Here is a 20,381-nt window from a genome sequence, read left to right as displayed (position 1 = left end):
AAGCTGATTTAACTTTTCATCTTATTAGGTCCTGAAACAAGTTCAGTATGACGTAATAAAAAAAGCCGGTTTAAAAATGTTTTTTAAACCGGCTTTTCTATTTGAGGAATAAGTTTATTTCTTCTTCTGTTGATTCTTTTGCTGTTCTGCCTGCTCCATCATTTCCTGCATTTTCCTGGTGAACTTGTTTTGTTTTTTAGGCTTTTTCTTGTTCTCCTGGATCTTTGCATGAATTTTATCTTCATCAATAATCACATATTTAATCACTAACATAATTCCGATAGTAATCAGGTTAGAGGTGAAGTAGTATAATGAAAGTCCACTCGCATAGTTGTTGAAGAAAAACAACATCATAATTGGAGACAGGTACATAATAAATTTCATATTAGGCATTCCCGGCTGCTGGGCTTGCTGCATACTTTGCCCCGTGGTCATCATCATATAAATAAAGATGGCGATAGATGCTAAGATTGGAAATAAACTCACGTGATCTCCATAAAAGGGGATATGAAACGGTAGTTCTGCGATTGTATCATAACTCGATAAGTCGTCTGCCCATAAGAATCCTTTTTGCCTTAACTGGAAAGCACTTGGGAAGAACTGGAAAAGTGCATAGAAAACCGGAATTTGCATCAAGGCAGGCAAACAACCACTCATTGGGCTGGCTCCCGCTTTGCTATACAGTTTCATAGTTTCCTGCTGCTTTTTCATCGCGTTATCCTTATACTTTTCATTAAGCTCATTAATTTCAGGTCTTAAAACCTTCATTTTAGCTTGTGAGAGATAAGATTTATAAGTAACCGGAGAAAGCACGATTCTTACTACAATAGTCATTACAATAATCGCAATACCGTAGCTAGGTAAAACTCCGCTTAAAAATGAGAAAAATGGTATAAATACATACTGGTTAATCCAGCCGAAAATTCCCCATCCTAATGGTACAACTTCATCCAGATTACGATCATAATCGTTTAAGATCTTATAATCTGTTGGGCCGTAATACCAGTTCATATTATAATTAAGCTCCCCACCATTTAATTCTAATGGCAATTTTGCAGCAAAATTTTTGGTGAAAACTGTATCTATTTCTTCATCCTCCACCAGGTTTTCTGATGTGAATTTTCCTCTTTCAAAAGGATTGTCAGTTAGTAGGATAGAGGTGAAGAAGTGTTGTTTAAATGCTACATAAGTAATGTTTTCATCTTCCTGTTCTTCAAAATCACCACTTCCTAAATAATCATCGTCACCTTCATCATATTCATAAATAAGTTCAGTGTAACGATTTTCATAGGAAATACTTTTCGCGTGGCGATAACCTTTTAACTGCCAGTCTAAATTAATATCCCTGGAACTGTTGAGTACATCGTTTAGACCCTGAGATCTTATGCTGAAATCCAGCATATATTCGCCTGGTTTCAGTACATAACGATATTCAAGGAATTCGTTTTCTGAAACTTTCAACTTCATAGAGATAATCTGATTATCTCCACTTTGGGTTACTTCAGGTTCAAAATAAAGGTTTTCGGTGTCTAAGGTTCTACCATCGGTGGTAGTAAAATTAATATTGAAAGAAGCATTTCCGTCTTTAATTAAATAAACCGGAATAGAATCGAAGGTCTTGAAATTTGTTAACCTTGCTTCTGAAATATAACCACCTTTATTATCAATTTTAAGTTCTAAAACATCGTTAGAAATTGTGGTTGTATTTTCTGTAGCTGATGGAAGACTAGCTGAATAACCAAAAGCACCTAAACGCTCACGAGCCTGGGCAAGAGCAGTAGAATCTGCTCCTGGAGTTTGTGTTTCCTGTTGTTGTGGAGGCTGGTTAGTATCGGTATTTCCGGGAACTTCAACCTGTTCTGTTTCCTGTTGTGGTTCTATTGTTTCTTCAGAGCCGCTGTTGGTGTACAACATCCAAAGTAAAATTCCACCAATAAGTATGAATCCAATTAAGGACTGAACATCAAATTTCTTTTCTTCCATGCTTTTCTAAACTATAACTTGCTTTTGGTCAATAAGTCGGCCACTTTTATTTTTGTGCCAGACTGGCATTTTTTCTTTTTTTCGAAAAATCGTAGGCAGCCTTAATAAAGGCTATAAAAACCGGATGCGGAGTCGCAACGGTACTTTTATATTCCGGGTGATATTGAACTCCCACAAACCAGGGATGCTCTTTTAACTCTATAACTTCTACCAGGCCGGTTTCAGGATTTATACCCGTACTTAGCATTCCTGCTTTTTCCAGTTCTTTCTTGTATTTGTTGTTATATTCGTAACGATGGCGATGTCTTTCTTTAATCTCGGTTTTGCCGTAAGCTTTTTGGATTTTAGAATCTTCGGTAAGTTTACAATCCCAGGCACCAAGTCGCATCGTTCCGCCCTTATGAGTTACCTCTTTTTGCTCCTCCATAAGATCTATAACCGGATGTTTGGTTTTAGGATCCATTTCGGTAGAATTGGCAGTTTTTAACTTTAATACGTTCCTGGCAAACTCAATTACTGCCATTTGCATTCCCAGGCAAATACCTAAAAATGGTAAGTTATGTTGACGTGCATATTTAACCGCGTCAATTTTTCCTTCTACACCACGTTCGCCAAATCCAGGCGCAACCAAAACTCCGTCTAAATTTGCGAATTTATGATCTATGGTATTTTCATTTATAAATTCAGAATGAATGCTTTCTACATTCACCTTAACTTCATTTTCTGCACCCGCGTGAATAAATGCTTCAAGAATTGATTTATAAGAATCCTGTAATTCAACATATTTTCCAATTAAACCAATGGTAATTTCAGCTTTTGGATTTTTATGCCGATCTAAAAACTGGTTCCATCGGTCCAAATTTGGCGTAGTTTCATCAGGAAGGTGTAACTTTTTCAACGTTACAGTATCCAGACCTTCCTTCAGCATTAAATTTGGAACATCGTAAATGGTAGCTGCATCTATACTCTGAATTACAGCTTCCTGCCTAACGTTACAGAAAATAGCCAGTTTACGGCGGATATCATCTGATAGTTCGTGCTCGGTTCTACAAACCAGGATATCGGCTTTAAGTCCGCTTTCCATCAAAGTTTTGACACTGTGCTGGGTTGGTTTTGTTTTTAATTCACCGGCAGCAGCAAGATAGGGCACAAGTGTAAGATGAATAATTAAAGCATTTTCATCGCCTAATTCCCATTTTAATTGTCTAACTGCTTCTATATACGGTAAGGATTCAATATCGCCTACAGTTCCGCCAATTTCAGTAATTACAATATCGTAATCCCCATTTTGGCCAAGAATCTGGATGCGATCCTTAATTTCATTAGTTATATGCGGAACCACCTGAACGGTTTTCCCTAAAAATTCTCCACGACGTTCTTTTTCAATAACACTTTGGTAGATACGGCCGGTAGTTACATTATTTGCCTGGGACGTATTTACATTTAAAAAACGCTCGTAATGGCCAAGGTCAAGATCGGTTTCAGCACCATCTTCGGTAACATAGCATTCGCCGTGTTCGTAAGGATTTAAAGTGCCGGGATCTACGTTAATGTAGGGGTCGAGTTTCTGAATAGTGGTTCTAAATCCACGCGCTTGTAATAATTTTGCCAGTGAAGCCGCTATAATCCCTTTTCCGAGGGAAGAAGAAACGCCGCCGGTGACAAAAATATACTTGGTTTCGGCCATCTTAAGAAGTGTTTGTTGCGTTGTTTGATTCAGGGCGCTAAATTACAAAGAAGAATAGAAAAGCCGTTAATTTTAAACCTAATATTTTTAAAGTTAAAACCACCATTTAAACTGCGGAAAACTCAAGGTTTTGGAAACTTTCTTCTTATATCTCTAAGCAATTGTTCCATCCCGTTAAGTTTAAGTTCAAAGACCTCGCTCATTTGCTGGCCGAGTTTGCCTTCGGGGAAGCCCTTTTGGCGATACCAGACCAAATAATATTCGGGAATATCGCTTAAATAATAGCCTTTGTATTTTCCAAAATGCATTTTAGCGTGGGCAAGTTCTAAAAGTGCTTTATGATTTGGTTTTAAGCTCATTTGCTCAATAATTGAGATTAAATGTTAGTAGATTAATCTCTTAAAATTAAAAATGTTATTTTATGAACGCCTTGGGAATTTTCTTCTATTTAGTTTACGATTGTTGCAAAAGCGGTTTGAGCTGGGCGAATTTACTTTTATTCAGTGGTTTTTCTACATATTCTATAACTGAAGAATATTCCTTCGCTTTTTTTCGGTCTATAGCACTGGTGCTAGAGGTAAGTATAATAATTCTATGTTGATGTCCCTTAGCTTTTAAATAATCCAGGAATTCGAAGCCATTCATTTCTGGCATATTAAGGTCTAAAAAAATGAGGGTGTCTTGTTTATTTTCCAAATAGGCTAAAGCTTTTTCGGGATTGGTGAAATCTAAAACATCTTTATTATAACCTTCAATTTCCAATAGTTTTCGGGTTATAAAATTGGCTATGGGCTGGTCGTCTACAAGAATAATGGTGCTCATAACTCTTTTGCTTTTAATTGATTTAACTCGGTGGTGGCCATTTCAATAACTTCTCGCAAAACCTGATCCATTTCTTCTGAAGACTGTTTAAGTTTTGGCAGCAGATCTTCTCTACAGGTTTTGTCGTCAAAAACTTCAAAAAGCTGAACAATTCCCTGAATCCTGGATAATGGCTCCCTTACATTATGTGCGTTTAATGCTGAAATATGCAATAATTTTTCATTTTTTTCAACCACCTCTTTGGTTCGATCGGCAATGGTTTGCTTTTGATTTTCAACGATCTGGTTGATTTTCTTATTCTGGTTTTTAATAACGTCTAATGCTTGTAACAACGACTGATTTTTATGAAAGACCTCTTCTTTCAGGTAAATTTCCTGAAATTTTGCCTGGAAACTATCGCTTATCAATTTCAGTATTTCAATATCTCCAACATCAAAAGCCTTGTTTTCATCGGCTACGAGGGAAACGGTGAAATCTACATCCATTTTTTTAAAAGTCCAGCACCATAATGCCGGAGATTCTAAAATGTTAGCAGTGATTTTTTCGTTTAGCTCAGAAGGAATATTTTCGGTTCGAACAGGAATATTATCATCCAGAATTTTTACTTCGTACGGCAGTAGATTTTCTCGCTGAATAAGTTCAAAGTGTCCCTTTGAATTACATTGGCAATAAACCAAATAAGAATCTGCCTGATTTACGCTTATTCTGAAAAGATGAAAATTCAGTAGGTATTTTAAAAAACGCACTGAAACCTGCGAAACTTCTTCCAGACTTTTACAACGGTTTAGGTTGTTGCTAAATTTAGAAAAAGTTTCGTAAGTGATTCTGTAAACCCGGGAGGTTCTATCTTGTAGGGATTCCATTAAAATGAAATTATTCCGGAGTTTCCAGTAATTCGTTGTCTATTTTAATTCCAGAAACATCAGCTATGGTATTTAGCATATTCACTAAATCGGCCTGAGCCATTAATTCCTGGACTTCCCTTGGGGAAAATCCTGCTTTTTCCAATTCCTGAAAATCTTCATCTGAAACTTCGTTATGATTGAGTGCGGCATTAGTAACGATTTTTACGGCAATTCTAAAACTTGCCGGCATAGAAGGAGAATCTATATTTTCTGTCGCCTTAAAACCTTCTTCTTCCGAGATCATCGCACTCATACTATCGGCGAAAATTCCGTGAGCATGAGAGCAGTAATTGCAACCACGTTGCTTGGATACATTATAAATAATGAGTTGTTTAAGCACATTTGGTACTTCACCTTCCATTAAAGTGTTCTTTAGTTTGCTCCAGTTACCTTTTAACAAAGTAGCGTTATTTCCCTGGCATTTAAACCAATTTAAAACAAATGGGAGTTGAAGGGTTTTCTTGGTGTCGTCGTAAATTTCCTGTACTTCAGGAGAGGCTTCTTCGTAAGAAACCATAGGGTAGCGTGAGGTCAAATTCATTTAATTTTGTAATAAGATTTGGGTTTATAAAGATTGCACAAAATAAGTTAATAATTTGCCACTGCCTAAAAAAAAGTTAGTCGCATTGTTCTTAATTTAATAGATATCTCAATTTTTAAAAATTCACTTAACAAATTTGAAAAGTATATTTTTGTGGTAGAATTTTTAAAATGAAGTACCAGTACCAAATAAGATTAACTCCTGAAGAAGCTGCAAATCAGCAAAAACTTATGAAAGCAGTCTCCAGTCACGGCGGTATTGCTTCGAAGGATATTAATTACGTAAAAGTCTTAAAGCGCTCGATTGATGCCAGGCAGAAAGCAATAAAAATTAATTTAAAGGTTGATGTTTATGTAAATGAAGATTTTACCGAAGAAAAGATATTCCTCCCAGATTATCAGGATGTAAATAATAAAGAGGAAGTCGTAATTGTGGGAGCTGGTCCTGCTGGTTTATTTGCCGCATTGCGTTGTATTGAATTGGGATTTAAACCGATTATCATTGAACGCGGAAAAGACGTAAGAACGCGCCGTCGGGATCTAAAAGCGCTAAACATTGAACATATTGTTGATGAAGATTCCAATTATTGTTTTGGAGAAGGTGGCGCCGGAACTTACAGTGATGGTAAACTATATACACGATCTAAAAAGCGTGGCGATGTAGATCGAATTCTGAAATTACTTGTAGGTTTTGGCGCTACGCCTGAAATTATGGTAGATGCGCACCCGCATATTGGAACAAACAAGCTACCGGCAATTATTGCAGATATACGCGAACGTATTATCGCCTGCGGAGGAGAAGTTCTTTTTGAAACCAGGCTAACCGATATTCTTATTGAGAATAATGAAGTTTCAGGAATTAAAACTCTAAAAGGTGAAACTATTAAAGCGAAGAAAATCATCCTGGCTACAGGACATTCAGCTCGTGATATTTTTGAACTTCTGCATAGAAAAAATATAAAGATTGAAGCGAAAGCTTTTGCGCTTGGGGTTAGGGTAGAACACCCGCAGGAACTTATAGATCAAATCCAGTATAAATGTGATTCCAGGGGAGAATTTCTTCCGCCTTCGCCTTATAGTATTGTTAAGCAAATAGGAGGAAGAGGAATGTATTCATTTTGCATGTGCCCCGGCGGAATTATCGCTCCCTGTGCCACGGCTCCCGGGGAAGTAGTTACCAATGGCTGGTCTCCCAGCAAACGCGATCAACCTACAGCCAATTCAGGAATTGTGGTGGAGTTAAGGCTTCCAGATTTTAAAGATTCAGAAAAGAATCCGCTGGCGGCTATGGAATTCCAGAAGCAAATAGAACAAAAAGCCTGGTTGGAAGGTGGCAGTACACAAAAAGTTCCAGCGCAGCGTTTGGTAGATTTCACCCAGGGGAAAGTTTCTTCAAACCTGCCGGTAACTTCATACAAACCCGGAGTTACTTCGGCTGATTTAGGAAAAGTTTTCCCTAATTTTATTCATAAAACTTTGCAAGAAGGATTCAAAGAATTCAATAAAAGCATGCGCGGCTTTTTAACGAACGAAGCCGTGGTTCACGCTCCCGAATCCCGCACTTCATCACCGGTTAGAATTCCACGAGATCCTTATAGTTTTGAACACGTGCAGATAAAAGGACTTTATCCCTGCGGGGAAGGCGCCGGTTATGCCGGAGGTATTATTTCAGCAGCTATAGACGGCGAAAGATGTGCAGAAAAATGCGTGGAAAGCCTACAGAGTTCTTAGCCTGTTATAAAGGTTAAAATATTGATAATTGTTAAGACATTAATAGTGTTGATTTTGGTTTTTTTTATCTTCATTTTTTGAAAATAACCACCAATAAATATCAGTATTATGGCCATAATAGGTTCAATTTTAAAAAAATTAATAGATTTTAGGGATTCTGTTGTTTCTGAACCCGAAGCACAGGAAGCGCAACAGGAAGTATTAAAAAAACTGCTTAAAAAAGCAAAGGATACTCAGTTTGGGAAGCACTATGATTTTGAGGCAATTTTAAAGGCTGATGATATTTCAAAAATGTTTGCTGAAAAAATCCCTTATTTCGATTATAACAAAATTAATGATGAATGGTGGTATAAAATGCACGAAGGTGAAGAAGATGTAACCTGGCCTGGAAAACCTCCCTATTTCGCGCTAAGTTCTGGTACTACCGGTAAATCGAGTAAGCGTATTCCGGTAACTGAAGATATGGTAGATGCCATTAGACAAACCGGAATTGACCAGGTAGGCGCTTTAAGTAATTTTGATCTTCCTAACGATTTCTTTGAAAAAGAAATCATGATGTTAGGTAGCTCTACCGATCTTCAGAAGGAGGGCGACCACGAAGAGGGAGAAATTAGCGGAATATCTGCCAGCAAAATCCCTTTCTGGTTTAAAGGTTATTATAAACCCGGTGATGAGATCTCAAAGATTCCAGAATGGGACGATAGGGTGCAACGCATCGCAGAAAATGCAAAAAACTGGGATATTGGCGCCTTAAGCGGGATCCCTTCCTGGTTAGAACTTATGATGAAAAAGGTGATTGAATATCATAAAGTTGATAATATTCACGAGATCTGGCCAAATCTACAAGTTTATACTTCTGGAGGTGTGGCTTTTGAACCTTACGAAAAAAGTTTTAATGCACTTTTAAAACACCCAATTACCATAATTGATACCTATCTGGCTTCAGAAGGATTTATAGCTTACCAACAAAGACCGGGAACGCATTCTATGAAGCTTGCCCTAAACAATGGAATCTATTTTGAATTTGTTCCATTCGAGGCTGAATACATAAACCAAGACGGTTCTATAACTAATGATGCTCCTGTAATTTCAATTTCTGAAGTAAAAGAAGAGGAAGATTATATTCTTTTAATTAGTACAGTTTCAGGCGCGTGGAGATACTTAATTGGTGACACCATTAAATTTACCGATGTAGTCCGTCACGAAATTAAAATAACCGGAAGAACCAAATTCTTCTTAAACGTTGTTGGATCTCAACTTTCAGTAAATAAGATGAATGATGCGGTGCAGGAGCTTGAAGATAAATTTGACATTAAAATTCCAGAATTTACTCTTGCAGCCGTGAGAATTGATGGAGAATTCCATCACCACTGGTATTTAGGAACTGAAGGTGAAACCTCAGAAGAAGACCTTACCGAAGCTTTAGATGAATCTCTCAAAAATGCCAATAAGAATTACAAAGTAGCACGTTCCAAAGCCTTAAAAGGAGTTAAGGTAACCAAAGTGCATCCTGATATTTTTCCAGAATGGAGCGCCGCTAACAAGAAAAAAGGCGGACAGGTGAAAATGGAAAAAGTAATGGACGAAGAGAAATTTGCGAAATGGGAGAAATTCGTTAAAGAGCAGCAAACTTAATCGTCGTCCTTGTCTATTTCATCAATTAACGCCATAATTTCTTCTTGTGAGAGATAAAGTTTTTTGATTCGGGCTTTGTAGGAATCTGCAAGATGCGTGTGATTCAATATAAAATCTTTAGTCGCAATAATATATTTTCCAAGTCCGTGGTTTACCGCATAAGCATCTGCAGCTCTTTCTGCTTCCTGTATGTATCTTTTTGAAGTAAGGTATTTAATGCCAAACCAAACCATATTTAATGCACTGCGCTCACGGTAATCCATAATGTGCCCCAGTTCGTGACCAATCCAGCCTATTAATACTTCGGAAGGTACATTCTTAACGTCAAAGACTTCATCTTCAATTTTTATATGCTCGCTTATCATAACAAAGTAAGACCGATTCTTTTTGTTCTTTAGCAAACCGGCAACTTTTGGCTGTGCCTGCATAAAAGATTTCTGAATCTTCTTTTTGAATTTGAATTCAATAGGCGTGTCTTTTAATTCGGGGTAGTGGGAAAGTGCCACATAGGTTTCCCTCCAAATTTCATCTGGGACTATTTTATTTTCAAACTTTAAGCTGTCTTTTTGTTTCATTGTTTTTTGGGCATAGAGGGTGCCATAATTCCATTGACTAATTAGAATTATGGCTATTAATATAAGGTATGTTTTAGGAGTGAATTTCAAAAGCAATTATTAATGGTGTCTTGCTAAAAATATAGCATAGTTGCAGTTTAAACCAAAAATCAAGTTATAAAATAAACATAAAAAAAGGCCTTCCTAGGTGGAGGCCTTTTTTTATAAAATTTCTAAAGCGTAATTAGAAATTATCCTTGCATTAACTGCTGTAATCTCTGTTGTAGTTCAGTATCGGTTTGTAGTGCCATTGCGATTTTCTCGTAACGTGCAACATCAAGACCTTCTTCTGAAATAGCACTTTCCATTTCTTTCTGAAATTCGCCTTGCATGCCTTCAATCTCTGCAACAACCTCGGCGTGCTTAGTTTTTTCTTCTTCAGTTACGTCAACTTCAGCATTTGGATCTAAAGAAGCCTGGTGAATTTCGTTAAAACGCTGAATATCAAACCCGCTATCTTCTACCTTCTTCGCCATCTCCTGTTGCGCCTGTTGGTTTACCATTCTAATCTTTTGATAGGCATCAGCAAAATTAGAAAGCTCCTCGTCACTAACATCTACCTCTACAGTTTGTTGCTGTTGCTGTGGAAGCTGTTGAGTTTGGGCAACTACACCTGCTGTTCCTAAAGCAAAAGCAAATAATAAACCTGCAATTTTCTTTGATTTAATCATAATCTTTGTTTAAAGTTTTTAATGGGGCACAATCTAAAAATATCATATTGTGACACAAAAAATATTGATAATTAATTTCTTTTTTTTAGAGAGATTTAACTCAAAGGAATAGCCATGTTAAAATTCATTTTCTAAAACTTTTATTTTTTCCTTTTGTTTTTCAATTCTTCTACGATTAAAATCTAAATTGTGATACACACTAACTCTTGGAATATGCCTGTGTTCAAAACTATAAGGTCCGTCTTTGTACCTAAATGTCCACATATATCCTACTTGAAATTGAATATTTTCATTTAAGATATAACCTAGCCCAAGAAACATCCTGTTATCCTCCAAATAGTCGTAGGTAATAGATTTCCCGGCCTGTACAAATACTTCTTCATAAAATGAAAGAAACAATGTATTGTTGATTAGCTTGTAATTATTAAGAGGGTAGTAAGCGGTTAATTTGTACCGAAATCTATGGGTTAATTTAAAAGGAGATTCCTCTACATAATCCCTTTTCCACCGTTGCTCGAACCTAAATTGATGATTAATCTTTAATCTTTCAAATGGTTGTACTAATACAATTTGTTGCCAGAGCCTATACTGTGGCACTATATTATCCTGGTTGGCTAAATCCTGCTCCGGGGCCCAATAAAATGGAGTTACGATACCTGCTGTAAGTTCTACTTTAGGATTTATTAAATAGGTAAGACCAAACCTGAGATAGATTTGAGCCATATCGTTCACAAAATTATTTCTACGTCTAAAATGATATTCCCCATAATAGAATAGCTTTTCGTTAAGTCGATATTTGGTATATAATCCTGTCCAAAGCCCGGTGGTATGGGTAAATTCTTTTTCGTAATTATTATCTAAAACAGAAGGTTCATTTTCTTCCTGTGCTAATGAAGAAAATGTGATAAAACATAGAACGAATAGCGTAAATATATTCTTCATTACAGGCTTCTAAGTAGTTCTAATTTCTCATTAAAAGAGTCGGTTCTACGTAATTTTCTCTCCAGGCTTTTTGTATTCTTATCTTCCATAAAAATCAATCTGTCCTGCATTCGTAGAATCGCATTAAACTTTTTTAAGACTTCTTCGGGATCACGATGTGCTGCCCGGGCCTGATCTTTTAAACCTTCAATAATGGTGTTATTAATTTCGTTGTATAAAGTTTTCTTTTTTCTCACAGGAACCTGGTCGCTGTAGGTAAAGGGATCAAAAGTATATTCAGTATAAAGGGTGTCTATCCTACCTTCTAATTTTGTGATGCGTTCCCCGGTTTCCCAAATTGTTTCTAAAAGTTGTAATTGCCTTAAAATAGAATTTCCACGCTCTATTTGTACGACATCATCTTCAGGCTCTTCCAGGAAACTATTAACTAACTGTGGTAAGCTGTCCCGATAAAAATTACTCTTGGTTTGTTTTACGATTTCATCAAGAGATTTATCACCAAGTTTGTTACTGTAAAGTTCGTCTAAGTTTTTACGGGTGCGAGAAACTTCGTTATTCAGACGCCCAATTTCCTTATCCAGCCTTAAATCTTCTATAGCAGAAGTTAGATTTAAAATTAAACTATCTGCCAGTTCATTTCTTTTTTTAAAATTCTCTGTTACATACAGTAAAAAATTATCAGATTGTTCTTCACTGCTGTAATCATAAATAATTCTTTCTCCCTGAACATTAAGGGTGTCTTTAGCTAATAATTCTTTTGCGTAGTTTACTAATAAACCTTTACGATTGTAAAAAGGCAACTGATCTTTATAAAGAATATCGTTCCAGGGTTTTATGTATTCATTTAATGAATCCTGTTTTTGTTTCCACATTAGTGCTTTTTGTATAGCATTGTTTTCAACCAGGTTTAAGTTTTCAATTTCCAGGCTGGTTATACTGTCTATATTCTTTCGATATTTATTTTCAATTTCCTTCCATTTCTCTAGGGCATTTTCTTCTTCAGAATTAAGTGGATAGAAGGCTCTATTGGCGCCTAAGGGAAGTTGTTCCAGGGGATCTATTTGTGGGTCGTATTTAAAAATAGCTTTGAAAATATTTTGAATAAGCTTTTCCCCTTTTTTCTGAGCCTGAATATATTTTGAAGTACGAGGATAGCCATCACTAAAAGTTAAGCTTAAAGGACGGTTTACAAGTTCAACATCGGTTTGTTTGTTGGCTAGTGCAGCTTGTAGCCCGTCACTCAGCGGATATTCTATTTCTTCTATTTTTCGTCCATTTTCATTACGTTGTAGACTTAATAGAATCCCTCTGTCGTAAGTGCGAATTTCCTGAAAGTCTTCGGTGAAATAATTAAATTCCCAGATGCCATCCATTAATCCATTTATCATATTGCCAATTACTGAAATACTATCATTCTCCCGGTTTGCAATTATATAATCGAACCTACCCGTCATTTTTTCATTTTGAAATTGGGTTTTGAGATATTCCAGCGTTTTCACCCGGTTTCCATCTACATATAATATAGTTTCCATAAGAAGATCTCCCGAAGGATAGCCATTGCTGTAAGATAATTCCATGATCTCATCTTCAGTAACGATATCGTAATCTAACTCTACATCAGAAATTTCATTGATTTTTACAATGTGGTGTTTAACCTCATAACTCCAGTCATCGACTTTTTGATTATTTGCATATTTTCCTTCCCATAGATTATAGGTGGCAGAAGTTTCAGCCAGGCTGTCTTTATTCTCCCTTAGGAAAGTGAATTCACCATCTTTAATTCTCTTGTCTTCACTGGCTAGTTTGTAAGTAAACTGAGCTTTACCCGTAATCCCGGGAATGGGTTGGTAAATACTGTCGTAGGAATAATTTTGGCCAAATACACTGGCACAAATAAGATTAACTAGAAAGAGTAGGAGTATAGATCTCTTCATATTTCTGACTGTTTTTTGATGGAATTTTTTTCTTCCAGCCAGAATTATTCAACTTTTGCGCCAACTGCGGCCAACCTTAGAAAGTTCTAAATTTTTATATGATTCTCATTTTCGATGAAATTTGTAAAAAATAAAAACTCATCAAATAGCTTATAAACAGTAATTTATCACCTTGCTGGATTTGCTCTCTTTTAAGAAAATGAGATTTAAAAAATAGATGAGTTTTAAATTGGATTCGAATAAATGGGAATTAAGCTACAAAAGTGTTGCTATATTCCACACATCTTAAAAGCCACGAGCAGAAATTACTTCTAACTGAATAGGTTCTCCAATATCCTTTTCTAGTTTTTCTTTAATTTCCCTAAGTTCATCTCCTCCAAGATTTTCCGGCCCAACAAGTGTAAGGGAAACACGCAAAGGATCTCCAAATCTTACCTTTACGTCTCTAATAACCAATTCGTTGATGGTAGAACCTTCTAACTCCCGGGTAATACTGGCTTCTTTTTTAATTCGATTAAAAGAGAGAGAAAGAGGCACCATGACCATTCCAATTAAAATTAAGGTGTAAACCAAACCGAGTTTTGCACGTTTAAAAGGCGCAAAACCGAGGATAAGAAACGTAATTCCGGCAAACATGATAATTCCGGCAAGGTTGGTTAAATACAGTAAAAAGGCTCCCGAAAATACCTGCCAGTCCCACCAGCCAATTCCAATTCCGGCAACGGCCAATGGTGGCACCAGGGCAACCGCAATGGCAACTCCCGCGAGACTTTTTGCGATTCCTTCTTTGGCGTGGGCATAAGCCGCGGCCACACCAGATGCTACTGCAATTCCCATATCTAAAAGAGTGGGAGATAGGCGCGCATCAATTTCAGAAGTGATCAGTTTTATGGGGATAATTAGACTAACTCCGGCTGAGAACATTAAGGAAACACCTGTACCAATGAGAATGGTAATAATCCCCCTCTTAAGCATATTGGTATCGTAACGCACCATACCCATAGCAAAAGAAACGATAGGAGAAATAATAGGCGCCAGAATCATAGCTCCAATAATTACTGGAGAAGAATCTGCGAAAAGTCCGAAAGTGGCAATGAGTGTTGAAAGGATCATCATCACCACATACATGGAACTGGTTTTAGAATTTTCCCGCAATACTTTAAATAATTCCTGAAATTCCTCGGTAGTAGCCCTGGGAAGAATAGGTAGCTTACGTTTGGTTAATTCTCTGCGCTTTTCGCCTATGGGTAGAGTTTCTGTTTTGTTGCTCTTTTTTAAATTAGCTTCTTCTTTTTCTGTGCAATACTTACTGGCTTGTGCGAGGTAAAGAGATTCGGGTTCTACTCTAAGCGATATTTCCTTAGCTTGTTCTTTTTCTCCATCTATCGTAAATTCTATTTCAGAAGAATTTTTGATGTTTAGGTTGGCTATTTTTATTCTTCCAATAAAAGAGGGAGTTTTATCTAATTGTTTTCCGCCTGGAAGTAAGCTGCGCAATAAAAACCATATTAATTGTAATAAATTGGTAGGCGAAATAATAAGTGCAGTAAACATTCCGTCGTTCAAAGAGCTATCTGAGACTAGCCTTCTAGCAACAACAGAGCTTAGTGCATGTTCTACTACAATTATCCCCAGGGCCGAAGTATGAATTATTTTTTCATCTTCTGAACTTATTTCATACGAGTGATGAGAAAGAGAAGATAGATGCCTGATATTTTTGAAGAAAGAATAAACTTCCCGAACGAAATTGTTATTCTGATGATCTTCAGTGAAAATAAAAACGTTTCCTATATTAACCGATTGGAATATAGGAATATCATTACAATAGAGCATATCCAGCTTATGCGCTTCCTTATTCTCAAGAATTTCTTCTAATACTTCCTCAGGATCATTGGCAATTCCCAAACCCTTTGTAGTATAAGTGTTTTCGGGGTGTGGAAGAATACCAACTTTCTGGTTCTTTTTTGCAGCTCTCGGTAAAAATTCCCTTAAAAACTCATCGCTTAAATAAGTAACTATAATATCATCCTCTCCAGCTTCGAATTCGGTGTGGGGATAATCTATGGTTTGTTTTTCGGTATTTTCTAATAGCGGAAAAATGTCTTCTTCCACTTTTTCCCTATCATCAGGATGATGTAAAATATACAGCATAGTCAGTTATTGCGATTGCAAGACCAAGATAAGGCTTTTTGAAATCGGTACTAAATGTTTAACCCGAGTTTTGGAGTTTACCTACAATATTTGCAGATTTTAGTCTTCTTCTTTTAAGTATTTATCCAGGCATTCCCTAATTTGCCTGTAACCTTTTATTTTCTTTTTTAATAAATCCGTGGCCTTCATCTTCAAAAACAATATATTCTACCGGTACATCATTTTCTTTTAAAGCTGCTGCAATTTCATCAGATTCTACCTGGAGCACCCTGGGATCGTTAGCGCCTTGTAAAACCATTACAGGATTTAACCTGGTCAGCGTGAAAAGCGGTGATTTATTATAAAGTGCGATGGAATCTTTTACCGGGTCACCCATTTCCTCATAAAGCGCCTCACGGAAAGCTTCCCAGTAAGTCAATAGTATAATCTTCTGGTTGTCGGGTGTTCTGGGTAAATACCGGAAAGCTCAGGAAAGCCATTAGGTAAAGGAAATATTTCATGATTATTAATTTTTTTGGTTTTATGATCTGATAATCAGAAATTTAATCAAACTAAATTTACGTAAATTTTAGATATTTATTTAAGCTAATTCTTAATTTGCAAAAAAGTGGGGTTTAATTACTATTTTGAAGAAAAAATCATCATTATGAAAAATAACAGTCTACCAACAATTATTTTATTTGCAGCTACTTCGCCTAATAGTGCTTTTAATTTCAGAAAAGATCACGATACTATTAGGGTGAAAAATTTAAAGACTTCGGTAGATTTCTACGGAAATATCCTGGGCTTGGAGCAAATATCTAATGGCGGACTTGGAGACCACATAAAATGGTTTCAGCTAAATAATAGGGTGCAATTGCACTTGGTTGAAAGCGAGGAAGTGGTTGAAAAGAATAAAGGCGTGCATACCGCTTTTAATACCGATAAATTATCTGAATTTATGGAATTTTTGCAGTCTAAAAATATTCCTTTTGAAAACTGGAATGGAGAAAAAGATACTATAACCAACCGTCCCGACGGGATCAAGCAAATTTATTTTCAGGATCCCGATGGGTATTGGATTGAGGTAAACGACAGTAAAATTTAACCTTTTACTGCGTATTCTTCTTTAAGCAAGCCTAATTCTTCAATGGTTTTTAAGACTCCATTTTCGTTATTATCGAAAGTGGTTAGGTATTTACTTGCTTTAATAATTTCGGGATGCGCATTTTTCATCGCGTAGCTGTATTTCGCGTTTTGCATCATTTCCAGGTCGTTGAGGTAATCGCCAAAAACAAGAGTTTCATCGGAAGTAATATTTAATTCTTCCTGTATGCCGCTTATGGCATTTCCTTTATTTGCACTTATAGATGTAATATCTATAAATACATTGGCCGCTATCGCTACTTTATAATCATTTGCATGTTCTTCAAAATGCGGGTAAGTATGCTCTTCAACACCATTAAAGTTACAGAAAGTAACTTTTAAAATCGTATCGTCTACTTTAGTAAGATCGTCAACTTTTTCAATTCTCTTGTAAAATTTATTGATTTCGTTAAAAAAGCTATCGTCTTTACTTTCTATATATGCTGAATTTTTTCCACACAACACTAAATGAGTTTCGGAAAGTTCCCTGCCCTTTCTTACAAAATCCATCGCGGCAGTTTTATCTAAAGGATTTACGTACAAATCTTTTCCTTTATGCACCACGTGGGTACCATTTTCGGCAAAAAACATCATTCGATCTTTAATTCGGTCAAATTTGCTCTCTAGATTGTAAAACTGACGGCCACTGGCCACAGCGAACATAATTCCTTTATTGTTTAATAATTCTTCTATTTCCCAAAAGTCTGGGTGAATCTCGTGCTGGTCGTTCAACAAAGTTCCGTCCATATCGGTAACAATCAATTTTATCATAGCGCAAATTTAAGCGGCAAATATAAAAGATTAGTAAGCGGCAGTAGTTAAGAAAAGATCAAATGTGCTTTTAGCAGTATAAATTTTTGTGATCCATATGTTTGACAACCAAAATTCTGCGCTTTCAGAAATTATTTTTATTTAAAATAATTATAAATAAGCTTTTGAAAATTGAAATTGCTTTATACATTTGCCCGGTATTTAAAATCAATCTAAATAAAAACAAACACTAATGAAGCTTTCAAAGAACCTCATTATCCTATTTCTTTTTGCTATTCAGTTTAGTTTTGCTCAAAGCACCGGGGCAATAAAAGGTAGTGTAGTAAATAGCGAGGCAAATGCATTGTCTAATGTAAATATAGAAGTTAAAGGTCTTCAAATTGGGGATGAAACCAATAACCGGGGAGAATTTAGTTTAAAAAATATTCCAGAGGGAAATTATACCATCCAGGTTTCTTATGTAGGATATGAAACCCAAAATCTAAAGGTTAATGTACAGCCAGGTACAACCACAAATATTCCTTCTATTATTTTAATAGGGAAGCAAGAGCAACTGGGTACTGTTGTATTGAGGGGAAATGGAAACGGAAATAGATTCACCCGAAATACCAGTGTAAGTGTAGCTAAAATGCCACTTAAAAAGATAGAGAATCCGCAGGTTTATAATAATATCACGTCCGAACTTTTAAAGGAGCAAGTGGTTACAAATTTTGACGATGCCGTTAAAAATGCTTCGGGACTTACCAAACTTTGGGAATCTACAGGGCGTGGCAATGATGGTGCAGGATATTTTTCTCTTAGAGGTTTTCCCGTGCAACCAACTTTAGTTAACGGTTTACCGGCTCTAACTAACGGAAGCCCGGATCCTGCCAATATGGAAAATATTGAAGTGATTAAAGGACCCTCGGGAACTTTATATGGTAGTAGCCTGGTTTCTTATGGCGGACTAATAAATATTACTACCAAAAAACCCTATAATTACTTTGGTGGAAATATTTCTTATACCCTAGGAAGCTTCGGACTTAACCGTGTGTCTGCCGATGTGAACACTCCGCTTGATGAAACCGGCGACGTTGCTTTAAGGATAAATACTGCGTATCATACCGAAAATAGCTTCCAGGATGCAGGTTTTAATAAGTCTCTGTTTGTAGCGCCTTCGTTAAGTTATAAGGTAAATGATAAACTTTCATTCTTTGTAAACACTGAGTTTTATGATTCTGAAAGTACTAATCCTTTAATGCTATTTGTAGATAGGGGAGCACCACTTACAGCTACTAACCTGGAAGAATTGGGCTATAACCATGAGAATTCTTACACCAGCAATGACCTTACTGTAGAAAACCCAACCTTTAGTTTACAGGCACAAATGAATTATGAACTTTCAGACCAATGGACTTCACAAACAGCGGTTTCAACTGGTTCGGCTAAAGCTTTGGGAAATTATTCATATTTATATGAAACAACCCGCTTTAAGCAGGGTAGGGAAGAAGTACCGGGAGAAGTAACTAATCTTAATGAAGGACTTATTTTTACTCGCTATATAAGCAATCAAAATTCTACAACTTTAAGTACTGATATTCAACAGAATTTCATTGGAGATTTTGAAATTGCAGGAATGCGTAACCGTATCGTAGTTGGCCTGGATTACTTTAATAGAAGAGTGATAGACAATAATACGGGTTATGTTAAAAATGGTGATGTCTATATTGGGAATGCAAGTTTGCAAAATGTAAACGAAAGTGTTTTTGGAATTTACGAGCCGGCAAATTATATTACAGATAATGATAGCGGAATTCTTAGTAAAGAAGCCACGGCCGGTTTATTAGAAAATGTAAACCGAAATAACAATATTGCTGAAGAAGATATTTATAGCGCGTATATTTCTAACGTTCTTAACTTCACTCCGCAGCTTGCTTTAATGACCAGCTTAAGATTAGACCAGTTTGAGACTGAAACCAATAGCCAGACTGCACTATCTCCAAAATTTGGAGTGGTTTATCAGCCGGTTTTAGATAAAGTAGCACTTTTCGCAAATTATATGGATGGTTTTAGTAATGTTGGGCCAACACAGGTAGCCAACCTTGAAACCGGGGAAACCAGAACTCTGGTTTTTGATCCGGAAAGAGCAAAGCAATTTGAAGTTGGAACTAAATTTAATTTGCTGAATAACCACCTTTCAGCTACTTTAAGTTATTACGATATTCAGGTTTCTAATATAGTAATGCAGGATGCTGAAAATCCTTTTAATCTTGTGCAGGATGGCGAACAATATAGCCGTGGATTTGAAGCCAGTATTACCGCAAGCCCTTTTGAAGGTTTAAATTTAATTGCCGGGTTTAGTCATAATGATAGCGAATTAACCGAATCTGATCAAACTGATTTTCTTGGAAGAAGACCGGAGTCAGCGGGTCCTGAAACTTTAGCTAACTTCTGGGCAAGCTATCGTTTCGCACAAGGAAATCTTGAAGGTTTCGGACTTGGTTTTGGTGGAAATTATGCCAGTGAGAATATGATCTTTAATCGCCAAACCGCAGGAGTTTTCACGCTACCATCGTATACTATTCTAAACGCCTCTTTGTTTTATAATGTAGATAAATTTGGGATTAATTTGAAGTTAAATAATCTTACAAATGAAGAATACTATACCGGTTGGTCTACAATAAATCCGCAAAGACCAAGAAACTTTGCAGCAAGCTTAACTTATAATTTTTAATTAAATAGAATTTCTTTGGTCACCACTAAAATTGTTTTGAGTTTTGGTGGTGACTTTTTTCTCGATAATCGAGATTAAATGCTCGGAAGCCTGCTTCGAAAATCAAATTATATTTTCCAATTAATAATGGTTCTTGAGCTTGTTCCCAAGTAGTTTT

General features: G+C 36.4%; 17 protein-coding genes. 4 read left to right on the top strand and 13 right to left on the bottom strand.

Annotated elements, in window-relative coordinates:
• Positions 1-114: 114 nt before the first annotated feature.
• The 6 genes from yidC to LB465_RS05605 all read right to left on the bottom strand — a co-directional run bounded on the left by yidC (position 115) and on the right by LB465_RS05605 (position 5,938).
• On the bottom strand, positions 115-1,983 hold the full coding sequence (yidC, locus tag LB465_RS05630) for a membrane protein insertase YidC (RefSeq protein ID WP_224467983.1): 1,869 nt from the start codon (positions 1,981-1,983) through the stop codon (positions 115-117).
• A gap of 46 nt (positions 1,984-2,029) precedes the next feature.
• Complete coding sequence (locus tag LB465_RS05625) at positions 2,030-3,670, bottom strand: CTP synthase (RefSeq protein ID WP_224467981.1); 1,641 nt, start codon at positions 3,668-3,670, stop codon at positions 2,030-2,032.
• A gap of 122 nt (positions 3,671-3,792) precedes the next feature.
• Complete coding sequence (locus tag LB465_RS05620) at positions 3,793-4,029, bottom strand: DUF3820 family protein (protein ID WP_093305874.1); 237 nt, start codon at positions 4,027-4,029, stop codon at positions 3,793-3,795.
• Positions 4,030-4,123: 94 nt separating this feature from the next.
• Positions 4,124-4,492 (bottom strand): response regulator, encoded by a 369-nt coding sequence (locus LB465_RS05615; RefSeq protein ID WP_224467979.1) that lies wholly within the window; start codon positions 4,490-4,492, stop codon positions 4,124-4,126.
• The gene (locus tag LB465_RS05610) at positions 4,489-5,355 is read right to left on the bottom strand and encodes a histidine kinase (RefSeq protein WP_224467977.1); all 867 of its coding nucleotides are present in this window, start codon (positions 5,353-5,355) and stop codon (positions 4,489-4,491) included. Before LB465_RS05610 ends, LB465_RS05615 begins: the two co-directional genes overlap by 4 nt.
• A 10-nt stretch (positions 5,356-5,365) precedes the next feature.
• Positions 5,366-5,938: a carboxymuconolactone decarboxylase family protein gene (locus LB465_RS05605; protein ID WP_224467975.1), complete on the bottom strand. Its 573-nt coding sequence runs from the start codon at positions 5,936-5,938 to the stop codon at positions 5,366-5,368.
• 170 nt (positions 5,939-6,108) lie between these two features.
• Here LB465_RS05605 and LB465_RS05600 point away from each other — a divergent pair, with 170 nt between their 5' ends.
• Together LB465_RS05600 and LB465_RS05595 are read left to right on the top strand one after the other, a co-directional pair.
• Positions 6,109-7,668 (top strand): NAD(P)/FAD-dependent oxidoreductase, encoded by a 1,560-nt coding sequence (locus LB465_RS05600; RefSeq protein WP_224467973.1) that lies wholly within the window; start codon positions 6,109-6,111, stop codon positions 7,666-7,668.
• Positions 7,669-7,776: 108 nt separating this feature from the next.
• A complete protein-coding gene (locus LB465_RS05595) occupies positions 7,777-9,303 on the top strand; it encodes a GH3 family domain-containing protein (RefSeq protein WP_224467970.1) in 1,527 nt (508 codons plus the stop codon).
• On the opposite strand, the gene LB465_RS05590 is transcribed toward LB465_RS05595, so the two are convergent.
• From LB465_RS05590 to LB465_RS05565, 6 genes are all read right to left on the bottom strand, one after another.
• Positions 9,300-9,878 carry a M48 family metalloprotease gene (locus tag LB465_RS05590; RefSeq protein WP_224467968.1) on the bottom strand — a complete coding sequence of 193 codons (579 nt, stop codon included), beginning with the start codon at positions 9,876-9,878 and terminating at the stop codon, positions 9,300-9,302. The genes LB465_RS05595 and LB465_RS05590 overlap by 4 nt on opposite strands.
• Before the next feature lie 230 nt (positions 9,879-10,108).
• A complete protein-coding gene (locus tag LB465_RS05585) occupies positions 10,109-10,588 on the bottom strand; it encodes a DUF4168 domain-containing protein (RefSeq protein ID WP_224467966.1) in 480 nt (159 codons plus the stop codon).
• A gap of 117 nt (positions 10,589-10,705) precedes the next feature.
• The gene (locus LB465_RS05580) at positions 10,706-11,530 is read right to left on the bottom strand and encodes a DUF2490 domain-containing protein (RefSeq protein ID WP_224467964.1); all 825 of its coding nucleotides are present in this window, start codon (positions 11,528-11,530) and stop codon (positions 10,706-10,708) included.
• On the bottom strand, positions 11,530-13,464 hold the full coding sequence (locus LB465_RS05575) for a hypothetical protein (protein WP_224467962.1): 1,935 nt from the start codon (positions 13,462-13,464) through the stop codon (positions 11,530-11,532). Before LB465_RS05575 ends, LB465_RS05580 begins: the two co-directional genes overlap by 1 nt.
• A 285-nt stretch (positions 13,465-13,749) precedes the next feature.
• On the bottom strand, positions 13,750-15,615 hold the full coding sequence (locus LB465_RS05570) for a DUF389 domain-containing protein (RefSeq protein ID WP_224467960.1): 1,866 nt from the start codon (positions 15,613-15,615) through the stop codon (positions 13,750-13,752).
• Between the two features lie 136 nt (positions 15,616-15,751).
• Entirely contained in the window at positions 15,752-16,033 is a 282-nt protein-coding gene (locus LB465_RS05565) for an alpha/beta hydrolase family protein (protein WP_224467958.1), read from the bottom strand.
• Between the two features lie 228 nt (positions 16,034-16,261).
• Here LB465_RS05565 and LB465_RS05560 point away from each other — a divergent pair, with 228 nt between their 5' ends.
• Positions 16,262-16,702, top strand: coding sequence for a VOC family protein (locus LB465_RS05560; protein ID WP_224467956.1), 441 nt, complete (start codon positions 16,262-16,264; stop codon positions 16,700-16,702).
• Here LB465_RS05560 and LB465_RS05555 read toward each other — a convergent pair.
• Entirely contained in the window at positions 16,699-17,511 is an 813-nt protein-coding gene (locus tag LB465_RS05555) for an HAD family hydrolase (RefSeq protein ID WP_224467954.1), read from the bottom strand. The two genes, LB465_RS05560 and LB465_RS05555, sit on opposite strands and share 4 nt — an antisense overlap.
• Positions 17,512-17,743: 232 nt before the next feature.
• Between LB465_RS05555 and LB465_RS05550 the strand changes: the two genes are divergently transcribed.
• A complete protein-coding gene (locus LB465_RS05550) occupies positions 17,744-20,224 on the top strand; it encodes a TonB-dependent receptor (RefSeq protein WP_224467951.1) in 2,481 nt (826 codons plus the stop codon).
• Positions 20,225-20,381: the final 157 nt, after the last annotated feature.

It is taken from the genome of Salegentibacter lacus (genome assembly GCF_020164555.1).
GTDB lineage: Bacteria > Bacteroidota > Bacteroidia > Flavobacteriales > Flavobacteriaceae > Salegentibacter > Salegentibacter lacus.
The sequence above is the reverse complement of the archived record's forward strand: the minus strand, read 5'-3'. Positions and strand labels throughout refer to the sequence as shown.

What these genes read in the sequence shown, in the direction of transcription:
- LB465_RS05555 (WP_224467954.1), bottom strand. Translation starts at nt 17,511, where the DNA reads ATGATAAAATTGATTGTTACCGATATGGACGGAACTTTGTTGAACGAC.
- LB465_RS05620 (WP_093305874.1), bottom strand. Translation starts at nt 4,029, where the DNA reads ATGAGCTTAAAACCAAATCATAAAGCACTTTTAGAACTTGCCCACGCT.
- LB465_RS05590 (WP_224467968.1), bottom strand. Translation starts at nt 9,878, where the DNA reads ATGAAACAAAAAGACAGCTTAAAGTTTGAAAATAAAATAGTCCCAGAT.
- LB465_RS05575 (WP_224467962.1), bottom strand. Translation starts at nt 13,464, where the DNA reads ATGAAGAGATCTATACTCCTACTCTTTCTAGTTAATCTTATTTGTGCC.
- LB465_RS05585 (WP_224467966.1), bottom strand. Translation starts at nt 10,588, where the DNA reads ATGATTAAATCAAAGAAAATTGCAGGTTTATTATTTGCTTTTGCTTTA.
- LB465_RS05625 (WP_224467981.1), bottom strand. Translation starts at nt 3,670, where the DNA reads ATGGCCGAAACCAAGTATATTTTTGTCACCGGCGGCGTTTCTTCTTCC.
- LB465_RS05570 (WP_224467960.1), bottom strand. Translation starts at nt 15,615, where the DNA reads ATGCTGTATATTTTACATCATCCTGATGATAGGGAAAAAGTGGAAGAA.
- LB465_RS05600 (WP_224467973.1), top strand. Translation starts at nt 6,109, where the DNA reads ATGAAGTACCAGTACCAAATAAGATTAACTCCTGAAGAAGCTGCAAAT.
- LB465_RS05560 (WP_224467956.1), top strand. Translation starts at nt 16,262, where the DNA reads ATGAAAAATAACAGTCTACCAACAATTATTTTATTTGCAGCTACTTCG.
- yidC (WP_224467983.1), bottom strand. Translation starts at nt 1,983, where the DNA reads ATGGAAGAAAAGAAATTTGATGTTCAGTCCTTAATTGGATTCATACTT.
- LB465_RS05605 (WP_224467975.1), bottom strand. Translation starts at nt 5,938, where the DNA reads ATGAATTTGACCTCACGCTACCCTATGGTTTCTTACGAAGAAGCCTCT.
- LB465_RS05610 (WP_224467977.1), bottom strand. Translation starts at nt 5,355, where the DNA reads ATGGAATCCCTACAAGATAGAACCTCCCGGGTTTACAGAATCACTTAC.
- LB465_RS05595 (WP_224467970.1), top strand. Translation starts at nt 7,777, where the DNA reads ATGGCCATAATAGGTTCAATTTTAAAAAAATTAATAGATTTTAGGGAT.
- LB465_RS05580 (WP_224467964.1), bottom strand. Translation starts at nt 11,530, where the DNA reads ATGAAGAATATATTTACGCTATTCGTTCTATGTTTTATCACATTTTCT.
- LB465_RS05615 (WP_224467979.1), bottom strand. Translation starts at nt 4,492, where the DNA reads ATGAGCACCATTATTCTTGTAGACGACCAGCCCATAGCCAATTTTATA.
- LB465_RS05550 (WP_224467951.1), top strand. Translation starts at nt 17,744, where the DNA reads ATGAAGCTTTCAAAGAACCTCATTATCCTATTTCTTTTTGCTATTCAG.